The organism is Sphingomonas aurea (assembly GCF_030678875.1).
Lineage (GTDB): Bacteria > Pseudomonadota > Alphaproteobacteria > Sphingomonadales > Sphingomonadaceae > Sphingomonas > Sphingomonas aurea.
Map to the genome: position 1 here is coordinate 781,905 of NZ_JAUUDS010000001.1, position 19,941 is coordinate 801,845.

The window sequence follows — 19,941 nt, forward strand, 5'->3', positions numbered from 1 at the left end:
GTTGCCGCTTAGCGCTCGGTAATCTGTCGACCCAAGCGGCGCAGCGTGCCCGCGCCGAGTTGGACGGATACCACCCTGCCAACGATATCGATCGGCTCTGCGCCGAGAGTGATCACCGCATGTGCTGGATCGTCCGAAAGTGGCACAAGGCGAGCAGGATCTTGAGCGAACAGCTTGAATGTAAATGCACCTTGCCGATCAGACAGCACGTAAAAATCGCCGGCGAACAGATGCTTATCATTCGGATCGACGATTACGTCTGCGCCAAACGGCGCAACGAGGTTCATGCTTTCCCCGTCGACCTCCAGCGCGAATACGCCGCTTGGAAGCTCAGAGCTAACCTCAACTGAATCAGTCGTCTCGGCTAGTGCCTGCCGAAGTTCGCCAGCCGGCACCTGGCCGATGCGCTTAATCTTGCGCACGTTGGACGTTGGGCTGGCATCCAACCCCAGCATCCTGGCCAAGATCGGCATTTCTCGTTGCTGAATCTTTCGACGCCCATTGAGCATCTCGCTCACGCGGGATGAAGGGAGACCTAGCTCGCGAGCGATGTCGACGGGCCGCCCCCGACCTTCAGCGATCCAAGCTCGCAACGCCTGCAAAAGTTCGTCATGGGTTACCATGCGATGACATGACGCCTTTCGCAGCGCCGTGTCGTCTACGGACATCGTATTTGCGCTTGCAAGCAAGCTACGATTTGCGTAGCACAATCCCATGCGAACGGTCTCCGACATCATGGATGCTCTCGGCGGGGTCACTGCCGTAGCGAACGAATGCGGCTTGCCGCTCACAACCGTGCATAGCTGGAAGCGAGCCGGGTATGTCCCTGCTTGGCGTGTCCCCGAGCTCGTTCGAGTTGCCGAAAGGTTGGGGTCTGCCCTTGATCCGTCTGCCGTACCCACCCGCAATGCGCGACCGATTACCACGAGGGCGACAGCATGAGGCAGATCATGAGCTCAGGTTGGCCGCAGCCTTTGCTCCATCTCATCCGCCAAGTCTCGCAGCCTCGCCGCAGCTCGTTGATGCAGCTCGCTGGTCGGTTCTGCGCGACTGAAATCGCGAGCCCCATCGCGAAGCCCTTTGAGCAGCGGCACGCGAATGCCGCCCTTGTCTGCGACGTGAGCGGCAATCGCTTTGAGCAACAGTTCATCTGCAAACTGACGTGCCAAAAGTATCTCCATTTTGCCCCGCAGCGCTTTAATCTCCGCTCGCATTTTCGTGATTTCAGTCGCCGTCTGCGCGTCCATAGATCCCGCTTTTCGTCGATGTTTGCAGACACGACGATGGCGGCGGGTTCGGCGCTGTCAAGGCGCTGCCTCCGCAGCTGGAGTTGCGTGGCATGATCAGGCTCCATCATGGCAGTGAAGCTACGGCATCTCATCGCTCATCGTCACCGGGAGCTTCGCGCAACATTTCCCACCGGAAGGGCGGCGCATGTCTGTGATTGCACCCGACGCGGTCAAAGGCCGCATGCTCAAGATCAAATTCGGCGAGCTGCTAGCGCTCGCGGGCGGCGTCGAGGCGGCGGCTGGGTTCTGCCGCGTCGGCAAGTCGGCGCTGGCCCGCTACGCCTCGCTGACCGCAGCAGACGTCGACTTCTTCGCGCCGATCGATGTCGTCCACGATCTGGAACGCCTGACCGGCAGGCCGCTGGTCACCTGCCAGCTGGCCACCCTGGCGGACGGTGCCTTCGTCGCGCTGCCCACAGTGCCGGCGGGCGCAGGCGATCTGCTGGGGGCGGTCGGGCAACTGTCGGTCGAGTTCAGCGACGCCACCAACGCGGTCTGCGAGGGCCTGAAGGACGGCAAGTTCTGCACGGTGGATGCCGCGCGGCTGGAGAAGGAGGCCGACGACGTGATCCGCGTCGCGGTTGGACTGCGCGCATTGGCGCGCGCGATCAAGGGAGAGGGACGATGAAGCTGCACCTGCGGGCGAAAGCCCCGTCTGAGGGCGCGCGCCTGCTCGTTCGCTGGATCATGGGCCGCCATGGCGGCGACGTCGCCCGCGCGGCGGAGAGGCTGATGGTGAGCGACGTGATTCTCTGCCGCATCGTCGAGGGCGACGTGGTGCCGGGGATCATCGTCGGCACCAGCCTGCAGCGGCACTGCGACATTCGCGCGCGGCATTTCAGCCAGCCTCCGGTGCGCGGCTGGTTCGACGAAGCCGACGCCGCGCCGCTGGCGGAGGCGGCATGACGACATTCGAGATCACGCGCGGGGTTTCCTCCCTGTTACCCACGCGTGCCGGCGAGGCGGGGCGTTCTCAGCCCCCCGCGAACCCCGCCTCGCCGGGTGACCTAGGAGGGGCGGCATGATGGCCACCCTCCCCGCCGTCCATGCGATGGACGAAGCGCCGGGCGTGGTCGCGTCGGCGGAGCGGGTCGACGCCTGGCTGGCGACGGCCAAGCCCGGCGACCGCTTCGTCTACGCCTCACGCTGTTCGCTGCCGGTCGCGTCGAAGGGCGCGGCGCGGATGCGCGCGCTTCAGGATAGCGGGCTGGTGTTCCTGCACTGCCCGCGCGACCGCGAGAACCCGACGATCTTCAACTATCTGGCGATCCGGACTGCCCGGCCCCGGCCCGCACCCCAGCCGGAGCGGGCGACGCTGACCGCGCGGCTGGTCGAGGCCGACACGGCACTGACCGATGCGCTGCTGCCGGTGTTGCAGCGGGCGGCGCACTATGGCCGCCCCTGCCCGACCGACAGGGTGCTGGCGCAGCGCGCGGCCATGACGATCGATCAGGTCGGCGAAGGGCTGGCGGCGTTGCGGCAGGCCGGGCTGATCCAGATCACAGCGCCGGGGTCGCAGTCCAAGCGGCGAGTGACGATCGTCGCCACGGGACAGCGCACGGGAGCCATGGCATGACGGTCGAGGTCGACCGCGACGCGCTGGTCGCTGGGGTTCGGTCGGTGATCGACGTGGTCGCCGGTCGCTGCACCATACCGATCCTCGCGAACCTGCTGCTGGACGTGAGCGGGGGGCAGTTCACCATCACGGGCGCCGATCTCGACATGCAGGCGGCTTCGACGATCGAGGCGAGCGGCGAGCTGAGCACGACCGTGGATGCGCAGAAGCTGCTGGCGGCGGCATCGTCGTTCAAGCCCGGCAAGCTGACGCTCACGCCCAACACCGGGAAGAGCGGGCTCGTCTTGCGCCAGGGCCGCGGGCAGCGCACGCTTCAGACTCTGCCGGCAGCAGATTTTCCGAAGCGCGAGCCGCTGACGAACGCGAAGGCATTCAGCATCCCGGCTGCGTCGCTGTCACGCATTCTGGATACGACCCACTTCGCCCAGTCGCGCGATGAAACACGCTACTATCTCATCGGCAGCTTCCTGCATGTCGCAGCAGACAAGCTGAAGGCGGCGGCGACGGATGGGCACCGGCTGATCAGTGTCGAGGTGCCGCTGCCCGAAGGCGCTGCGGGCATGCCGGACACGATCGTTCCAGCATCGGCGACCAGTCATTTGCGCAAGCTGCTGGCCAAGTTCGAGGGCAGCGTAGCCGTGGAGGTCACGGCCAAGGCGATGACGTTCACCGTCGGAGCGACGCGCATCATCACCAACGTCGTCGATGGCACCTTCCCGGACTATTCGCGGGTTATCCCGCCGCAGGGCGCGCATAGCCTCACGACCGTGCGCGACGCACTGGTTGAGCCGGTTGCCGCTGTAACCGCAGTGATCAACGCAGAGGGCGACAAGTTCAAGGTTCGCAGCGTCGCGTTCGACCTGGGCGGCGCAGACGGCCACCTCGTTCGCTCACGCGATCAGATGGGCACGACGGCGAGCGAACCGCTGGACGGCGATCTTGACGGCGCTCCGATCGAGTTCGGTGTGAACGCGGCCTATTTCCGGTCGGTGGTCGGGGCGTTTGCGGAGAAGGCCCGCGTGACGATCAACACCAGCGGCCCAGCGTCGCCGCTGCGCTTCACCAGCGACAAAGATCCGGACTTGATCGGCGTCGTTATGCCGATGCGGATCTGAGGGAGAGAGCTATGCCGTACAGCAAGGATGTCGACGGAAAGGTCTGGGCGCACGATCTCGTCAGCCAGCTCGTGGATGCCAGCGTCATCACAGGCACGCAAGCTGCCGATATCGTCGCGACGTCGCGCAACGTCGAGATGACGGTGCCGGTTCAATTCCTGTCTGATGAGTTGGTAGAGCATGCAGCGACCCGCGCTTTGCGCGAGGAGCTGGAGGAGCGCACCGACTACACTGCACCGACTGCCGTCGACGTCCATCTCCTCGCCGATGCGCTGCGCCACGTAAAGGCCGGCGAGGCCTTCGTAGCTGAGGCGTTGATCGCGCGGGCATTCGATGGCGTGGATATCGAACCGATCATGCGGGCGCTGCGCAGCTGATGGCAGAGCGCACCCTCTCGGCCGGCGTTGCGCATGCGGTGGCAGAGATCCTGTCCGACCGGACCGAGATCACCGTCGACGACGCGATCGCGGCGCTGCCGGCTCATCTGACCGCGGCCAAGCCATCGAAGAAGTCGGTGGTGGCCGCGATCGTCGGCACCGGCTGGCGCGGCGTGAAGGTCGACGGGGTGCTGATCTACCGGGCGCCGCAGCTGCTGTCCGATCCGCTGCGCCGGCACGGTGAAGAGGGCCACAACGTCGCAGCTGAAGAACTACGGCTGCTGATCGAGCGCGTGGAGCGGCTGGCCGAAGAGAAGAAGGGCATCGCCGACGATATCAAGGATGTCTTCGCCGAGGCCAAAGGCCGCGGATATGATCCGAAAGCCATCAAGGCGATCATCAGCATCCGCGCAAAGAAAAGGGAGGAGTGGCAGTCCGATCAGGCCATCCTCGAAACGTACATGATCGCATTGGGGATGATGTAATGAGCAGCGTCAACAAAGTCATTCTGATCGGCAACCTTGGCCGGGACCCGGAAGCGCGCAGCTTCCAGAATGGCGGCGAGGTCGTCAACTTCAGGATCGCGACCGGCGAGAGCTGGAAAGACCGTACGACCGGCGAGCGCAAGGAGCGCACCGAGTGGCACTCGATCGCGGTCATGAACGAGGGCCTGTGCAAGGTCGCCAAGCAGTACCTACGCAAGGGCTCCAAGGTCTATGTCGAGGGCCAGCTGCGCACGCGCAAATGGCAGGATCAGGCCGGCACCGACCGTTATTCGACCGAAGTCGTGCTGGGGCCGTTCAACAGCGTGCTGGTGCTGCTCGACAAGCGCGAGAGCGATCCGGGGCGTCACGACTATACGGGATACCAGGATCAGCCCGGATCGGGCGGCAGCTCCGGGACGCAGGGCGGCGGCTTTGCGGATGATCTGGACGACGACGTGCCGTTCTGACCCCGTACCCCGTCGCGGCGCTGCCGCGGCATCCCGCACGCGCTGGCAGGCCGCCTGATCGATGCCTGCCCTGATCTGATCGGGGGCTTTCGTGACCGTCACCACCACATCGTCGTCTCTGCTGGAGGCGGCGCTCGATTACGCGCGCCGCGGCTGGCCGGTCTTCCCGTGCAGTCCGCGGAACAAGCGTCCGCTGCTCGCCTGCGACAAGGACGATCAGGGCAAGGACATCAAGGGCACTGGCGGCGTCACCAAGGCGACGACCGACGAAGATCAGATCCGGGCTTGGTGGCGCAAATGGCCGCGCGCGATGATTGGCGTGTCGGTCGGCCGGGCCGACATGCTCGTCGTCGACTTCGATCCGCGGCGCGAGGAGCAGGTCGACGAGACCACCGGCGAGGTGACGGTCGTCGAATGGACGCTGGATCAGCTGAAGGCGGATACCGAGGCGCAGATCGGCTGCACGCTCGCGACGTCGCTGGCAGTGCGCACGCCCTCTGGCGGCGTCCATATCTATTACCGGATGCCCGATGGCGAGCCAATCGGGAACAAGGGCAGCCTGCCCCGCCACGTCGATGTGCGCGGCCTGGGCGGCTACACGATCCTGCCGCCCAGCGTCTGCGAGGGCGACGGCAAGAACGCGGCGGGCTCATACCGTTGGCTGCGCGGCGACAGCGAGGCGGCGGTCGCGGAGATGCCGGCCGCGCTGGTCGAGGCGCTGCGCACCCGCACCCGGCCCACGGCGTCGCCTCCGCCGGCCGCTTCGCCCGGCATGGACCGGCAGGCGTTTCCCGTCGACCTGGACGACGCGCATCGGCGCTACGCCCTGCGCGCCCTGGACGAGGAGCTGCGCGACCTGGAGGCGACGCCGATCGGCGGTGGCCGCTATGGCGGGCGCAATGCGGGCATCTACCACGCCGCGATGAAGCTGGGCGGCTTCGTCCTCGCCGGCGCGCTGCACGAGGGGGTCGTGCGGGCCAGCCTGGAGGCCGTGGTGCGGGCGATGCCGCAGAATGACGATCTGCCCGGCGCGTTGAAGGCGATCCACAACGGCTTCGCCAACGCCAAGCCCCGCGACCTCAGCGCCGTAGGCGCGCGCACGGCGCGCGGGCGCGATAGCGGCCGCTCCGCATCCTCCTTCGACGACGCCCCGCCGATGCCTCCGCCGGACGCCTATGCCGACGAGCGGAACGACGGCTACCCCGCACCCCATGATGATGATGGCGAGCAAACGTCCTTCCATTCGGAAGCATCGTCGCCCGTGGCATCTGCTGAGGGGTCTGGGGACCGCATCGCACCGCCAAGGAACGATGCCCTCGATCGCAAGTGCGCGGTCTGCCGCACGACGGACCTCGGCAACGGCGAGCGCTTCCGGATACGGCATGCCTGGCGCTTCCGCTTCTGCAACGAACTCGGCTGGTTCGTCTGGGACGGCCGGCGCTGGGAACTGCTGTCTGAGGAAAAGGACAAGATCCCCGGCAAGGTCAGCCTCGCCGTGTTCGATACGGTCCGCGCGATCGGCAATGAGGCGGACCTCGTCGAGGCGAGTGGCCGGCGCGAGGATCTGGCCGACGATGCCACCGATGACGAACGGGCCAGCACGCTGGACTTCATCGTGCGCTGGAAGGGGTCGGGCGATAACAAGGTCGCGGTCTATTACAGCGACACGTTGCGCGACCATGCGAAGTCCAGCGAGGGCGCCCAGCGACTCAGCTGCATCGCCGGCATCGTCAAATCGTTCGATGATGTCGCGATCCGCGCCGACGCGATGGACGCCGACCGGATGGCGATCAACGTCCTCAACGGCACGCTGCGCCTCACGCAAAAGGGCAAGCGCTGGACGATGGTCGAGGGCGTGCTGAAGGAGATCAGCATGGGCGACCGTTGGGGCCTGCGTCTCGATCCGCATCGGCCATCCGACCTCATCAGCAAGGTCGCGGGTGTCGTGTTCGATCCCAAGGCGAACAGCGCCGTCTACGACGCGTTCCTCGCCGTCGTGCAGCCTGACGACAAGATGCGCCGGTTCCTGCACCAGTGGGGCGGCCTGAGCCTGACCGGCGACATCAGCGAGCAGAAGCTGGCGTTCTTTCACGGCAAGGGCCGCAACGGCAAGTCGACGCTGGTCGACGCGTGGAGCCATGTCGCAGGCGATTATGGCGGCTCGGTCGCAATCGAGACGTTCCTCGACCAGGGGCGCGGGCGCAAGGGTGGCGAGGCCACTCCGGACCTCGCCCGCCTGCCCGGCATCCGGTTCCTGCGCACCTCCGAGCCGGAGAAGGGCGCGAAGCTCGCAGAGGCGCTGATCAAGCTGATCACGGGCGGCGAGCTGATCGACGCGCGGTTCCTGAACAAGGGCTTCTTCTCGTTCCTACCCTCATTCAAGGTCACGATCTCGGGCAACCACAAGCCGAAGATCACCGGCCATGACGACGGTATCTGGCGCCGCGTCATGCTGGTGCCCTGGGATGTCCAGATCGCACGAGAGGACGTCGACAAGAGCCTGCCCGACAAGCTGAAGACGGAGGCTTCGGGCATCCTGAACCGGCTGATCGAGGGTCTGCTCGACTGGCGCGAGAACGGGCTGACCGAGCCGGAGAGCGTGATCGCCGCGACGGCGAAGTACCGCGAGCAGTCGGATCAGCTCGGGCGCTTTCTCGACGAATGTACGCGGCCTGTCGCCGGTGCGCGGTCGAAGTCGTCGGTGCTGTTCGCGCTGTTCACCGCATGGTCGAAGGCGACAGGCTCGGCCGAGTGGCAGACGCAGGGCTTCTCCAAGGCGATGGAAGACCGCGGGTTCGAGAAGAAGACGTCGAACGGCATCCACTGGCTCGACATCGAGATGACCAAGACGGTCGAGGATTACGCGGACAGCGGCACGGCCGGCGAAGCGTATCAGGATGGCGATCCGGGGCCGTCATGGGGCGACGACGATCCGATCTAACGCGTTTTGGAAGGACATCGGCTTCCGGGTGGAAAGACGATTGGAAGGACGGAAATGGCTGATTTCTGCGGGCTTGGAAGGGGTGGAATGAATTTGTGACCTCCCGCCGTGATGTGCGCATGTGCGCGCATGCGCGCACACGAAAACACCCTGAATTATCCTTCCAATCCTTCCATTCCTCTCTCTGACCAACACCGACAATCAAAAAAGGCGGCAACGACAATGGCTTATGAAAATGGCGGGCGCGGCGATGTGGAAGGAGCGGCGATGGTGACGGCCTCTCCGTTGGAAGGAGGCGTCCTTCCGCCGGGTTTCCTGACCTTCGACATGGTGCAGGAGCGGCTCGTTGAGGCGATGATCACCTGCTGGCGCCATCCCGACCGGGAGCGCGGGTGGCAGCGCATCCGCTCGGCCTGGCCCGAGATCCTGCGCGAGAAGGATAAGGGCGACTATGACGCGCGCGGCGGTGATGGCACCAGCTCCGACGTCGCGCTGCGTCCGGCATCGCAGACGCGGGCCGAGATCGCCGACATGGAGGAGGCGTTCGGCTGGGCGTCGGCCTTGTCATGCGAGGATCGTCGTCTCGTCGGGTTGGTGATCACCACGCTGGCGCGCGGGCGCCGCGAGGTGTCGTGGCGTCAGCTGCTCCGGCCGATGGGCCGCACGCGTGGTGCGGACGGTCTGCGCATGCAGTACGGACGCGCCATTCACGCCATCTGCGCGGCAGAAAACAGCGGATGCCGCATTCGTCAAACTATCTAGTTGCGTCTCGCGAAATAATGGGTGTTCGCCTGCGCCCATTTTCGGGGTTATTCACGGTCACACTGGGATGGGCCTACGGGCATCCGCCTCTCTGCTGTCGAAGAGGTCGCCATGTAACCGGATCAGTATCCTCCCTGTCCTCAACGAAGGGTGCCGCGGCTTCGGTCACGGTGCCCTTCGTTGTTTTGGGCGTGGGTCATGGGTCCTTTCCGGGGGCGCCGGCCTCGGGCGGTGTGTCGCAGCGCTACGGCGCGCCGTTCACGCCCGTCGCGCCATTATGAAGTTTATGAACATGGGGCTGCTCGCATGGGTCGACTGACCAGCCTGCCGTCTCGGCTCGGGTCGCTGCGGCCTCGCCTCGCATCGTTGCCTGTCGGTGATCGGCAGGCGTATGACCGCAACCGCGATCAGCAGGCTTGGCGGCGATGGTACAAGACATCGCGCTGGCAAAAGCTGCGTTGGTCGATCCTCGTCCGCGACCTGTTCACCTGCGGTATGTGCGGCAAGCTGGAGCCGGACACGTCGCAGTTGGTCGCGGACCACCGCCGCCCCCACCGTGGTGACGAACGCCTGTTCTGGGACGAGCGCAACCTGTGGTGCCTGTGCAAGCCCTGCCATGACAGCACGAAGCAGCGGCAGGAGGCACGCGGCCACCCCTGACCCATACGGGGTGGGGGGGTCGAAAGTCCGAGGGGGTGCCGGCGCCTAGACCGCATCCGATCTCATCTGGAGGTTTTTTTTGAGCGACGCGGATTTTCCGGAGGTCGACCTGTTCGGCGACGCCGTAATTCCGCGCAAGGAAGGGCGTGGGCGACCTGAACACGCCTGGACACTTGCGAACTCGAACAAGGTGCTTTTGGCGTTTGCCCGTGGAATGACGGTCAAGCAGGCGGCAACCGGCATCGGGGTATCCGTCCCCACGCTTCGCAAGCATTATTCTTCCGAGGTCGCGCAACGGGAGGCCGCGGCGATCCGCTTCGAAATGGTGCAGCTCAGCCGCCTCAACGAGGGCGCCAAGGCGGGGAGCGTCTCGGCTGAGAAGGAGTTGGGGCGTCGCCTGGAGAAGGCTCGGCTCGCGGAGCTGTCCGATCAGGTGTCACAGCACGCTCGGCCACCCCGCCCGGCGCCGCTCGGCAAAAAGGCGATGGCTCAACAGGATGCGGAGGAAGTCCGCGGCCGGTTCGAGCCCCCGCCCCCTCCGCCCAGTCTGCTGAACTGAGGCTATGGACGCGCCGATCTGGACGACCGCCTGCCCCGACTGGGAGCGGCGGATCATCGCGCGAGAATCACTCGTGCCGTTCGCGCCCCTGTTTCCGGCCGAAGCCACAGCGGCGCTCGACGTGTTCAAGTCGCTCCGGATGGTCGACGTGGCAGGGCAACCGACGTTCGGTGAGGCCTGCGAGCCGTTCGTGTTCGACCTGGTCGGCGCGATTTTCGGCGCATACGACGCCAATGCCGGGCAAAGGCTGATCGAGGAGTTCCTGCTCCTGATCTCGAAGAAGAACGGCAAGTCGACCATCGCGGCGGGCATCATGCTCACCGCTCTGATCCGCAACTGGCGGCATGACGCGGCGCTGAGCATCCTAGCGCCGACACAGAAAGTCGCGGGCAACAGCTTTGGGCCGGCCGCTGCCATGGTGCGCGCAGACCCGATGCTGAAGCGGGTGCTGCACGTCGTCGACAACCAGCGGCTGATCAAGCACCGGGTCACGGGTGCCGAGCTGCGCGTCATCGCGGCGGACACCGGGACGGTAGGCGGCAGCAAGGCCGGCTTCGTGCTGGTGGACGAACTCTGGATCTTCGGGAAGCAGGCGAAGGCCGAGTCGATGCTGGAGGAGGGCACCGGCGGGCTGGCGTCGCGGCCGGAGGGTTTCGTCATCTACCTGACGACCCACAGCGACGAGCGCCCCCGCGGCGTGTTCAAGGACAAGCTCGATTATTTCCGCGGCGTTCGCGACGGCACGATCGACGATCCGCGCAGCTTCGGCATGCTCTACGAGTGGCCCGAAGCGATGCGCGACGACGAAGCGTACCTCGAACCCGACAACTTCTACGTCACCAACCCTAATCTCGGCCGATCGCAGACGGTAAACTTCATCAAGCGCAAGATCCAGCAGGTGAAGGAAGGCCGCGGCGAGGACGGCGACACGTCGCTGCAGATCGTGCTGGCAAAATACCTGAACGTCGAGATCGGTCAGCGGCTTTCGCGCGACCGGTGGCAGGGCGCGGAGTTCTGGCCTCGCTGCGCGATCCCGGCGCTGTCCCTCGACGATCTGATCGCTCGCAGCGAGGTCATCGTTGCCGGCGTCGACGGGGGCGGTCTGGACGATCTTCTCGGCCTGTGCCTGATCGGCCGCGAGAAGGGTAGCAAGCGCTGGCTCATCTGGTGCCACGCCTGGGCTTGGTCGATCGTCTGGAAGCGCCGGCCGGACATCGTGACCATCCTTGAAGAGCTGATCGCAGAGGGCACCCTCACCCGGTGCGAGATGCCCGACGAGGCCGATCTCGGCACGATCGGCGAAGGTGATGACGAGGTCGAGGAAGAAGATCTGAGCGCCGACGTGCAGGGTGTTGTCGACATCCTCGTGCGGGTGCGGGACGCCGGCCTGTTCCCCGAGAAAGAGGCCATTGGCCTTGATCCCGCGGGCGTCGCCGCGATCGTCGACAAGCTCGCCAGCGAAGGCTTCGAGGACGACCAGATGAAGGCGATCCAGCAAGGCTGGCGCCTCACCAGCGTGATCAAGGGGCTGGCGCGCAAGTGCGCGGCCCGCACCGCTCGCCACGGCGGGACCAAGCTGATGACCTGGTGCATCGGCAACGTGAAGCAGGAGCCACGCGGTACCAGCGGCGTCGCCATCACGAAGCAGTCGCCCAGTGCGAAGATCGATCCGTTCGCGGCCATGATGTCGGCCGCGACGCTGATGACGCTCAACCCAGAGGCCGCAGGCGGCTTCGTCTATGAAGAAAGGGGCATGTTGGTAATCTGATGCCCAGCTTCGACGATTATCGCCGCGCGTCCGGTGACCGCTTCAACTCGGCAAGCGGTCCCATGACCGTCCAGCCGGTCACCGGCCGTCCTGCCCCGTCTAACGTGATGGATGGACGCTTCTTCGGCGACGAAACCTGGTCGATGCTGTCGGCTGCCATGCCGATGGAAGCGAATAACGCGGAAACCGCGGCCAAGGTCGCGGCGGTGTTTTTCTGCGTGTCCATCATCGCCGAGGCGGTTGGCAGCCTGTCGCTGGAGTTCAAGGACGACAACGGGCCGCGCAACGACTTCCCGCTGGCCAACGTGCTGGCCTACGAGCCGAATCATCTGCAGACCGGCGCTGAATTCTGGGCGGCAATGGCATTCGCTGGCGTCCTCCGGGGCGAAGCGTTTGCCGAACCGGTTGCCGGGTTCGACGGCCTGGAGGTCTGGGCTCTCAACCCCCTCCGCACCGTCGCGAGCTGGGGCGAGCGCAGCATGCATGTGGACTATGCGTCCGAGCAAGGACCGCGACGGTTGCTGCCGCAGCAGCTGTTCTGGTTCACCGGCATTGCCGATGGCGGATTGCGCCCGCTGGTGCCGTGGCGCCAGGCGAAGGGCGCGATCGACTTCCAGCTCGCGCTGGAGGTCGGAGCCCGGTCGTTCTTCCGCAACGATCGGCGCCCGTCCGGGATCGTAACCACCGATCAGAAGCTGACCGACGCGTCGGCTGACCGGATCGCGGAGGGCGTGCGGCAGTGGAAGCGCGGCGGTACGCCCGTGTTCGAACAGGGCCTGACCTACGAAGCGGTCGGCAGCTCCAACACCGATGCGCAGCTGGTCGAGTTGATCCGGCAGCGCACCCTGGAGATGGGCCGATACTGGCGCATCCCGCGCTCGATGATTGGGGACGAAGGCGGGAACGCCGGGAACAACGAGCAGGACACCCGCTCCTTCGTCAATTGGGCGTTGCGCCCCCTCACCCGCCGTATCGAGCAGGCGATCACTGTTCGCATGTTGCCGCCCGATCTGCGGGCGCAGGGCGTCCGAGCCAGGTTCAACCTCGACAGCATGCTGCGCGGCGATGCTGCCACGCAGTGGCGGAACGCTGTTCTGGCGCGAACGGCCTCGATCATGAGCGTCGACGAAATCCGGACCGGCTGGTTCGGATTGTCGGCTCTCGGCGAGGATTGGGCCAGCGATCCGCGTGCAGCCCTCAACAGCAACCGGGCGGCCGATACCACAACGGGCGGCGAGACCGCCCCTCAGGACAAGGTGCAATAGACGATGGATCGGTTCCTCGCCGCTTCCGCGCTGTGGGCGATGCACCCGGCATTCCTCGACTCGATGCTGAAGAGCGGCTCGATCGAAGCCATGCTGCCGGACTCGCTCCGCCAGATGGCGGCGATGATGGGCGGTCAGCCACAGGCAGCCAAGCCGGCAGACCCGATCCGGGAGGGCGCCACGCTGATCATCCCGGTCCGTGGCACGCTCGCGCCTCAGGGCCTCTACGGCACGACCTACTACAACGTGTTGGCTGATCAGGTCCGCGACGCCGCAGCCGATGACAAGATCGGGGCGATTGTCCTGGCCGTCCGGAGCCCCGGCGGATACGTCTGGGGCTGCGCCGAGGCCGGCGACGCGATCTACGAGGCCCGATCGTCCAAGCCGGTGATCGCGGTCGCCGATCCGTACTGCTTCTCGGCCGCGTACTGGCTCGCAACGCAGGCCAGCGCCTTCTACTGTACGACCAGTGGGGAGGTCGGCTCGGTCGGTGTCCGGTCCGGTCACACCGACATGTCCGGTTTCGAGGCCAAGATCGGCATGGTTACCACGCTGATCGCGTCGCACCCGGACAAGATCGCAGCGCACCCCTATGCGCCGCTGACGGATGAGGATCGCGCTGACATCGCGGCGTCCGTCGACCAGTCGAATGTCGCCTTTGCCACCGCCATCGCGCGGGGTCGCGGGATGAAGGTGGGCGACGTCGCACGGGTGCACGGCACGGGCAAGACGTTCCAGGCGCCTACCGCGCTCGCCAACGGCGCGATCGACGGTGTCGCCACGCTGCGCGATGTGGTCGCCCAGTACAACACCAGCCGCGCCAGGCTGTCGCTGATGCGGCGCCAGGCGGCTGCGATCGAGATGGCCCTCACCATCTGACGAGATCCTCCCCGCGAGGGGGTGACGCGCGGGCCGCGGTGGCCCGTGCGATTGTGGGCGCACGCCCATCCACCAAGAAGAAGGACACCACCATGAACCTTGCGGTTCTGAAGGCGGAGGCGCGTGCGACCGCTCAGCGGCAGCAGGAGCGGCTTCAGAAGGCGATCGACGAAGACCGCGACCTGACCGCCGAGGAAGAGACGGCCGACGCGGACGACAAGGCCAAGCTGGCGCGCCTGACGGCGCAGATCCAGCGCGCCGAGCAGGCGATGACGGCCGCAGCTGCGATCGGCGCCACGCCGGCGCAGACGCCGCCTGCCACGGCACCGCCTGCCGGGACCGTTCCGGCACAGCCGCGCGCGGCCCTCGACAATGGCGGGTTCCGCGACATGGCGGAGTTCGCGCAGGCTGTGCGCTGTGCCAACCCGCAGGCCGGTCAGGGCTTCCGCGTCGATGATCGTCTCGCTGCGCCGACGAACGTCCACATGGAGGGTGGCGACGAAATGGGCAGCTATCTCGTGCCGCCCGAGTTCCGCCAGCAGATCACCGACCTCGTGTTCGGCAACGGCAACGATCCGATCATGGACCTGATCTCGCCCGAGGCGACCGGGGCCAACCGCGTGGTCGGTCTGGGTGACGAGACGACGCCTTGGGGCAGCACCGGCGTAAAGGCGTTTTGGCGCTCGGAAGCCGAGCAGATGCGCCCGACGCGCTCGCAACTCACCCCGCGCGAGACCAAGCTGAACGAGGTCTACGCGTTCGTGCTGGCGACCGAGGAGCTGCTGCAGGATGCGCCGCGCGTTGCCGGGCTGCTGACCAACCATGCCTCGGCCGCCATCCGCTGGACCGTCGCCGATGCGTTCATGTATGGCGACGGCGTTGACAAGCCGCTCGGCTGGATGGCCTCGCCGGCCGCCATTACCGTCGCCAAGGATGCCGGTCAGGCCGCGGCGACGATCTCGCGCTTCAACATCGCCCGCATGTTCGCGCGCATGATCCAGCCGAGTGGTGCCAGCTGGCTCGCCAACAGCGAGATCCTGCCCTCGCTAATGGAGATCGCCTCGCAGGCCGGCCAGCCGCTCTGGTATCCGAACTATCAGGATGCGCCCGGTGGCACGCTCCTCGGCCGCCCGATCATCTTCAACGAGCACTCGCGCTCGCTCGGTCAGCGGGGCGACATCCAGTTCGTCAATCCGAACGGGTATGAGGCCTTTCGCCGCCAGAACGCGGCTACCTTCGCCGAGTCGATCCACCTCTACTTCGATTACGCGCTCACCGCGTACCGCTGGATGTTCCGGATTGGCGGGCAGCCGGTGCTCTCGAAGCCGGTGCCGATGGCGAACAGCCAGACAACCAAGTCCCACTTCGTCACGCTCGCCGAGCGGGCCTGATCCACAGGAGAAACGGCATGTCCAAGAACCTCAATCTGTCCTCGCGCATCGGCGTAATCGGGAGCATCAGCCCCCGGTCCGCCGGCGTGGGGACGCTCACCACGCCTTGGCTCGACATGCAGTCGCTCTTCACCGTCATGGCGGTGCTGGCGATTGGCGCTTTCGGAGCCAACGCCACGGTCGACGCTCAGATCGAGCAGGCGACTGACGGTAACGGTGCGGGTGCCAAGCCGGTGCCCGGTAGCCAGATCACGCAGCTGGTGGCTGCGGGCGGCAACGACCGGCAGGCGCAGATCGATCTCCGCCAGGAGGATTTCGACAAGAACGCCGGCTACCGCTTCTTCCGCCTGTCGGTGACGGTCGGCGGAGCCGCGACGCTGCTCGCCGCCTCGCTGGTGGGCGCCGACTTCCGGCAGGGCACCGGCACCCGCAACGTGGCGGCGTCCGTCGCCCAGACCATCTGAGGAGGCGCGCCATGATCGAGTTCCTGCAGGACTACACCACCGAAGCGCTCCCGCCGGAAAGCTTCAAGAGGGGCGATCGCGTCGAGCGCTCGGACGAGAGCGAGATGTACTTCGTCGGCCGGGGCCTCGCCGCCTTCCTCCACGACGGCAAGCTCGTCGATGCCGATTACCGCCCGGTTGTCGTGACCGAGACGGTCGTCGAGATCGTGCAGCCCGGCAATCGCCGCTTGGACGCCGCGGTTCGTGCCGGCGAGGTCATGACGGGTCAGCCGCCCCGCGCCTCGTCCGGTCCCGGCGCGGCCTTCGTCGAGCCGGCGACCGGGACCGTTGGCGCGCCGCCCGTCGTCCTTGAAGCCGAAATCGAGCGGCTGAAGGAAGAGATCGAGCGGCTGGGCGGTGAGGTGCTGAACGGTGCCGACCTGTTCCGTGACATGAACAATTCGCATGTCGCGCGGGCGGACGAACTCCTCGCGGATGTGCAGCGCATCACCGCGGAGCGGGACCGGGCCGACGAGAAGCTGGCCGCAGCAAATGAGCGCATCACCGAGACCGAGCAGCAGTTCGAAAACTCGAAGAGCGATCTGTCGGCTGCTAACTCGCGCATTGCCGAGCTGGAGCAGCAGCTGGGGGACGCTACGGCGCCTCAGGCAGAAGCGACGCAGCCTGCAGGCGCGAAGAAGCGCGGCTGAGCCCGGGCGGGGTTGCACCGTCGGCCCCGCCCCATTTCCGCGAAGGGTCTCGTGATGCTGGGAGAGCCGATCACGCTCGAACAGGCCAAGCAGCAGTTGAAGCTGGAGGCTGACGACGTCGAGCAGGATGGCCGCATTGCGCTGCTGATCCCCGCAGCCCGGCGTGCGATCGAGAATGCAACGGGGCTCGTCATCGTTGGTGATGGCATCACCATGAACCCGGCAGACGCGCCCGTCATCGTCCTGGCGATGCTGCTGCAGGTGGACGATTGGTTCACCAACGGTGTTACCGGCGAGAAGGTGTCGGCACCCGTTGCGGCCGTCCTCGGCCCGCTCCGCACCTGGGTGATGCGGTGATCCCGCGCAGCAAGCTGAACACTCGGCTGATCGTTCAGCGCAAGGTAGCCGATGACGCGCTGGATGGTGCCGGCGCCGACGAATGGGTGCCCGTGCGAACGGTCTGGGCTGAAGTCCTCGACGATCTCCCTAGCCGGGCCGAGAGGCAGGATGGAGGCTTCACCTCCGCCGTCTGGCGCGCGCGTGTCCGAATGGACCGCCGTTCGGATATCACCGCCGCGATGCGCTTCGTCGGGCGCGATCGGATAATGGAGATCGTGTCCGGTCCGGCACTCGTGGAGAACCCGCGCTGCGTCGAGTTCATGGTCGAGGAATACAACGGCGCGGGTCGTCGCGCCTGATGCCCACCGTAAAGGGTCGCGAAGAGGTTGCGGCGTTCTTCGACACCCTGCCAGTCGAGATCGAGAACAAGCTCTTGCGCGGCGCGGCGCGGGCCGGTGCGAACGTCATCGCCGACGAGGCGAAGGAACGCACCTGGTCTGACGACATCCGCGACGGGTTAAAGGTCCGGACGCGGGCAGCAACGGACAAGGTGAGCGGTGTCGTGACCGTCGTGGGACATTGGCCGCGCGCCCTGGCGACATGGGCCGAGTACGGCACCGACCCGCACGTCATCACGACCCGTCGGGGCACGCTGGCGATCGAGGATGTCCCGATCGGCCGCAGCGTTCGCCATCCGGGCGCGCGCAAAGAGCCGTTCCTCCGACCGGCGCTCGACATCAAACTCGGCGAGGCGGTCGCCGCGGCGCAGGCATACATCAACGCGCGCGTCACGTCTGGCGGCATCGTCGGCGCCGACGACACCGGAGACGATGAGGAATGAACGGCGTCGACATCATCGGCCAGCTGCTGCGCGGCTACGCACCGCTCATCGCGATCTGGCCGGCAGGCAGCATCAAGGCCGGCGCTCTGGCTGAAGGCCAGCTCGGGATCGTGGTGCGCTCGATCAGCATCACCGATCAGCAGCCGCTCGCCTGGGAGCCGACGGTCCGCTCGACCGAGCGGGTGTCCGTCACCGTACGCGCGCAGACCTACCGCGATCAGGTCGCCACGATGAAGCTGATCCGCCGCGCCTGCACCAGCGTCGTCGCCGATGCGATCGGCGATGCGCGCCGAATCTCGGTGCTGACCGCCGGCACGGGGCCCGACGTGAACGGTCCCGGCAACACCTTCGAGCAGGCGCAGGATTTCCGCGTCAGCTTCGATGCCCCCGCCTGAAGGAGAACAACCATGGCGATCAAGAAGCCCCTCTACGCCACCCGCGATTTCAACGATGCCGGCACGACCCGCACCTTCGAGCGCGGCGCTGAGCTGAAGAAGTGCACGGACGGCGAACTGCTGAACTACAAGGCTGCCGGCCTCGCTTCCGAAGAGAAGCCGAAGGACGCGCCCGCCCCGGCGACCGGCGACGAGCCCACCGCCTGACCGCCTTTCCTGCCCGCGACAGGACTGCCCCGCCGGCCACGCCGGCTTGCCATCTGGAGAATAGAACATGGCATCCACGACTGCGGCGGGCACGAAGCTCGCCATCTCCGCGGGCATCCCTGCTGCGCAGACGACCACCGCCTATGAGGCGCTGACCTACACGACCATCGCTGGTGTCGAGCAGATCGGCACCTTCGGTGCTGCGACCGAGGTCGTAACCTTCACGCCTCTCGATGGGCCGGTCGAGAAGTACAAGGGTCCGACCAACTACGGCCAGCTGCAGCCGACCATCAAGGTCGACGATGCCGACGCCGGACAGACCCTGCTGCGCACCGCGTCCGCGCCGGACCAGAACGGCCTGTACGCGACCAAGATCACGAAGCCCGACGGCACACTCGGCTTCTGCCAGGTGCGTGTCTTCGGGTTCCCGGAGACGATCGGCGCCGCCAACAGCATCATCACCGCCCAGCCGGTGATGGAGATCAACACGCCGATCCTGAAGAAGGCGGCAGCCTGATCAACCCTCTTCCGGCCCAGCCGGAACCCTCGCGCCGTCCGCCCCGCCATCGCGGGTGACGGGCGGGCGGCGCACCCTCCCGCGAAGGACCAACCATGGATATTTCAGCTCTCGAAGTCGACGACACCGCCCCGATCCACGTCAAGAACGCCAAGGGCGAGCCGCAGTACAAGGAGGACGGTACGCCGATCCGGATCGTCGTCTTCGGACCCAGCAGCGACGCCTATGCCCGGCTGGAGACCCGCCAGACGCAGCGGGCCATGAAGCGCCTCGACGACAATGACGGCAAGCGGACCGCGATGGCGCCGGAGGAGAAGCTCGCACAGACCGCCGAGGATCTGGCTGATATCACCCACAGCATCGACGGCTTGGAGAGCGGCGGCAAGACCGGCCGCGAGCTCGCGCTGGCCATCTACGGCAATCGCCGGCTCGGCCATATCACCAATCAGGTGACCGCCAAGCTGGGTGACTGGGGAAACTTCGCGCCCGCGTCGCCGACGGGCTGACGCTCTACGTCCGGCAGATGGCTTGGCTCCACGCCAAGCCTCGGCCGGCTTCGGGCTCGCCTCGGGCAGCCTCATTCGATTTAAGTCGGGCGCTGACCCGGCTCGATCAGGCGAAGCGATCAGGCGTCGAGCCGCAGATGCCACCTCTCCTCCTCCCCCACATCGTCGATCGGCTGACCGAAGTGGGTCTGACCGGCTCAAACGGCATGGGCGCGGTTCCTCTCGCCTGGAGCGAGATCAACGAATGGGCGCGAGCAGCCGCCTTCCGCGTTTCCGCCTGGGAGAAGCGGCTGATCCGCGCACTGTCCGTCGCCTATGTCGCGGAGAGCCACCGCGCCGAGGACGACACCTGCCCGCCTCCGTGGCTCGGCGAAGCCACCGACGCCACGATCGCGGCCGAGATCGCCGCCCTCGACCTGCTCTTCTAACCCACCACTGCCAGCCCGGAG

At 66.4% G+C, this 19,941-nt stretch carries 28 protein-coding genes; 26 read left to right on the forward strand and 2 right to left on the reverse strand.

What is annotated here, in order from left to right; translation table 11 throughout:
• Positions 1-8: 8 nt before the first annotated feature.
• Positions 9-623, reverse strand: a complete 615-nt coding sequence (locus Q5H91_RS04035; RefSeq protein WP_305171927.1) for a LexA family protein — start codon at positions 621-623, stop codon at positions 9-11.
• A gap of 112 nt (positions 624-735) precedes the next feature.
• On the opposite strand from Q5H91_RS04035, the gene Q5H91_RS16515 reads away from it, so the two are divergent.
• On the forward strand, positions 736-942 hold the full coding sequence (locus Q5H91_RS16515) for a carph-isopro domain-containing protein (RefSeq protein ID WP_370655234.1): 207 nt from the start codon (positions 736-738) through the stop codon (positions 940-942).
• Between the two features lie 14 nt (positions 943-956).
• Here the strand turns inward: Q5H91_RS16515 and Q5H91_RS04040 are convergent, their stop codons facing one another.
• Positions 957-1,247: a hypothetical protein gene (locus Q5H91_RS04040; protein WP_305171928.1), complete on the reverse strand. Its 291-nt coding sequence runs from the start codon at positions 1,245-1,247 to the stop codon at positions 957-959.
• A 187-nt stretch (positions 1,248-1,434) separates the two neighbouring features.
• Here Q5H91_RS04040 and Q5H91_RS04045 point away from each other — a divergent pair, with 187 nt between their 5' ends.
• The 25 genes from Q5H91_RS04045 (at position 1,435) to Q5H91_RS04165 (ending at position 19,920) form a co-directional block, all read left to right on the forward strand.
• Entirely contained in the window at positions 1,435-1,917 is a 483-nt protein-coding gene (locus tag Q5H91_RS04045) for a hypothetical protein (protein WP_305171929.1), read from the forward strand.
• Positions 1,914-2,195 (forward strand): hypothetical protein, encoded by a 282-nt coding sequence (locus Q5H91_RS04050; protein WP_305171930.1) that lies wholly within the window; start codon positions 1,914-1,916, stop codon positions 2,193-2,195. The genes Q5H91_RS04045 and Q5H91_RS04050 overlap by 4 nt, the downstream gene beginning before the upstream one ends.
• Positions 2,196-2,310: 115 nt before the next feature.
• Positions 2,311-2,865, forward strand: coding sequence for a hypothetical protein (locus Q5H91_RS04055; protein ID WP_305171931.1), 555 nt, complete (start codon positions 2,311-2,313; stop codon positions 2,863-2,865).
• Positions 2,862-3,980 carry a DNA polymerase III subunit beta gene (gene dnaN / locus Q5H91_RS04060; RefSeq protein ID WP_305171932.1) on the forward strand — a complete coding sequence of 373 codons (1,119 nt, stop codon included), beginning with the start codon at positions 2,862-2,864 and terminating at the stop codon, positions 3,978-3,980. The genes Q5H91_RS04055 and dnaN overlap by 4 nt, the downstream gene beginning before the upstream one ends.
• A gap of 11 nt (positions 3,981-3,991) precedes the next feature.
• Positions 3,992-4,357, forward strand: coding sequence for a hypothetical protein (locus Q5H91_RS04065; RefSeq protein ID WP_305171933.1), 366 nt, complete (start codon positions 3,992-3,994; stop codon positions 4,355-4,357).
• Positions 4,358-4,584: 227 nt separating this feature from the next.
• A complete protein-coding gene (locus Q5H91_RS04070) occupies positions 4,585-4,842 on the forward strand; it encodes a DUF2312 domain-containing protein (protein WP_305172387.1) in 258 nt (85 codons plus the stop codon).
• Complete coding sequence (gene ssb / locus Q5H91_RS04075) at positions 4,842-5,309, forward strand: single-stranded DNA-binding protein (RefSeq protein ID WP_305171934.1); 468 nt, start codon at positions 4,842-4,844, stop codon at positions 5,307-5,309. Before Q5H91_RS04070 ends, ssb begins: the two co-directional genes overlap by 1 nt.
• A gap of 91 nt (positions 5,310-5,400) precedes the next feature.
• Complete coding sequence (locus Q5H91_RS04080) at positions 5,401-8,250, forward strand: phage/plasmid primase, P4 family (protein WP_305171935.1); 2,850 nt, start codon at positions 5,401-5,403, stop codon at positions 8,248-8,250.
• Positions 8,251-8,379: 129 nt separating this feature from the next.
• Positions 8,380-9,012 carry a hypothetical protein gene (locus tag Q5H91_RS04085; protein WP_305171936.1) on the forward strand — a complete coding sequence of 211 codons (633 nt, stop codon included), beginning with the start codon at positions 8,380-8,382 and terminating at the stop codon, positions 9,010-9,012.
• Positions 9,013-9,318: 306 nt separating this feature from the next.
• Complete coding sequence (locus tag Q5H91_RS04090) at positions 9,319-9,672, forward strand: HNH endonuclease (RefSeq protein ID WP_305171937.1); 354 nt, start codon at positions 9,319-9,321, stop codon at positions 9,670-9,672.
• 79 nt (positions 9,673-9,751) lie between these two features.
• Complete coding sequence (locus Q5H91_RS04095) at positions 9,752-10,231, forward strand: hypothetical protein (protein WP_305171938.1); 480 nt, start codon at positions 9,752-9,754, stop codon at positions 10,229-10,231.
• A gap of 4 nt (positions 10,232-10,235) precedes the next feature.
• Positions 10,236-11,999 carry a terminase large subunit gene (locus tag Q5H91_RS04100; protein WP_305171939.1) on the forward strand — a complete coding sequence of 588 codons (1,764 nt, stop codon included), beginning with the start codon at positions 10,236-10,238 and terminating at the stop codon, positions 11,997-11,999.
• Positions 11,999-13,264, forward strand: a complete 1,266-nt coding sequence (locus Q5H91_RS04105) for a phage portal protein (RefSeq protein WP_305171940.1) — start codon at positions 11,999-12,001, stop codon at positions 13,262-13,264. Before Q5H91_RS04100 ends, Q5H91_RS04105 begins: the two co-directional genes overlap by 1 nt.
• A 3-nt stretch (positions 13,265-13,267) precedes the next feature.
• Positions 13,268-14,143, forward strand: a complete 876-nt coding sequence (locus Q5H91_RS04110) for a S49 family peptidase (RefSeq protein WP_305171941.1) — start codon at positions 13,268-13,270, stop codon at positions 14,141-14,143.
• Positions 14,144-14,235: 92 nt separating this feature from the next.
• Positions 14,236-15,534 carry a phage major capsid protein gene (locus Q5H91_RS04115; protein ID WP_305171942.1) on the forward strand — a complete coding sequence of 433 codons (1,299 nt, stop codon included), beginning with the start codon at positions 14,236-14,238 and terminating at the stop codon, positions 15,532-15,534.
• A 17-nt stretch (positions 15,535-15,551) separates the two neighbouring features.
• Entirely contained in the window at positions 15,552-15,998 is a 447-nt protein-coding gene (locus Q5H91_RS04120) for a hypothetical protein (protein WP_305171943.1), read from the forward strand.
• Between the two features lie 11 nt (positions 15,999-16,009).
• A complete protein-coding gene (locus tag Q5H91_RS04125; RefSeq protein WP_305171944.1) occupies positions 16,010-16,687 on the forward strand; it encodes a hypothetical protein in 678 nt (225 codons plus the stop codon).
• Positions 16,688-16,741: 54 nt separating this feature from the next.
• Entirely contained in the window at positions 16,742-17,044 is a 303-nt protein-coding gene (locus Q5H91_RS04130; protein WP_305171945.1) for a head-tail connector protein, read from the forward strand.
• Positions 17,041-17,385 carry a head-tail adaptor protein gene (locus Q5H91_RS04135; protein ID WP_305171946.1) on the forward strand — a complete coding sequence of 115 codons (345 nt, stop codon included), beginning with the start codon at positions 17,041-17,043 and terminating at the stop codon, positions 17,383-17,385. The genes Q5H91_RS04130 and Q5H91_RS04135 overlap by 4 nt, the downstream gene beginning before the upstream one ends.
• Complete coding sequence (locus tag Q5H91_RS04140; protein ID WP_305171947.1) at positions 17,385-17,867, forward strand: HK97 gp10 family phage protein; 483 nt, start codon at positions 17,385-17,387, stop codon at positions 17,865-17,867. The genes Q5H91_RS04135 and Q5H91_RS04140 overlap by 1 nt, the downstream gene beginning before the upstream one ends.
• The gene (locus Q5H91_RS04145) at positions 17,864-18,262 is read left to right on the forward strand and encodes a hypothetical protein (RefSeq protein WP_305171949.1); all 399 of its coding nucleotides are present in this window, start codon (positions 17,864-17,866) and stop codon (positions 18,260-18,262) included. The genes Q5H91_RS04140 and Q5H91_RS04145 overlap by 4 nt, the downstream gene beginning before the upstream one ends.
• Positions 18,263-18,274: 12 nt before the next feature.
• On the forward strand, positions 18,275-18,469 hold the full coding sequence (locus Q5H91_RS04150; RefSeq protein ID WP_305171950.1) for a hypothetical protein: 195 nt from the start codon (positions 18,275-18,277) through the stop codon (positions 18,467-18,469).
• Positions 18,470-18,536: 67 nt separating this feature from the next.
• A complete protein-coding gene (locus tag Q5H91_RS04155) occupies positions 18,537-18,986 on the forward strand; it encodes a hypothetical protein (RefSeq protein ID WP_305171951.1) in 450 nt (149 codons plus the stop codon).
• A 95-nt stretch (positions 18,987-19,081) separates the two neighbouring features.
• On the forward strand, positions 19,082-19,492 hold the full coding sequence (locus Q5H91_RS04160) for a hypothetical protein (RefSeq protein WP_305171952.1): 411 nt from the start codon (positions 19,082-19,084) through the stop codon (positions 19,490-19,492).
• Positions 19,493-19,629: 137 nt separating this feature from the next.
• The gene (locus Q5H91_RS04165) at positions 19,630-19,920 is read left to right on the forward strand and encodes a hypothetical protein (protein ID WP_305171953.1); all 291 of its coding nucleotides are present in this window, start codon (positions 19,630-19,632) and stop codon (positions 19,918-19,920) included.
• Positions 19,921-19,941: the final 21 nt, after the last annotated feature.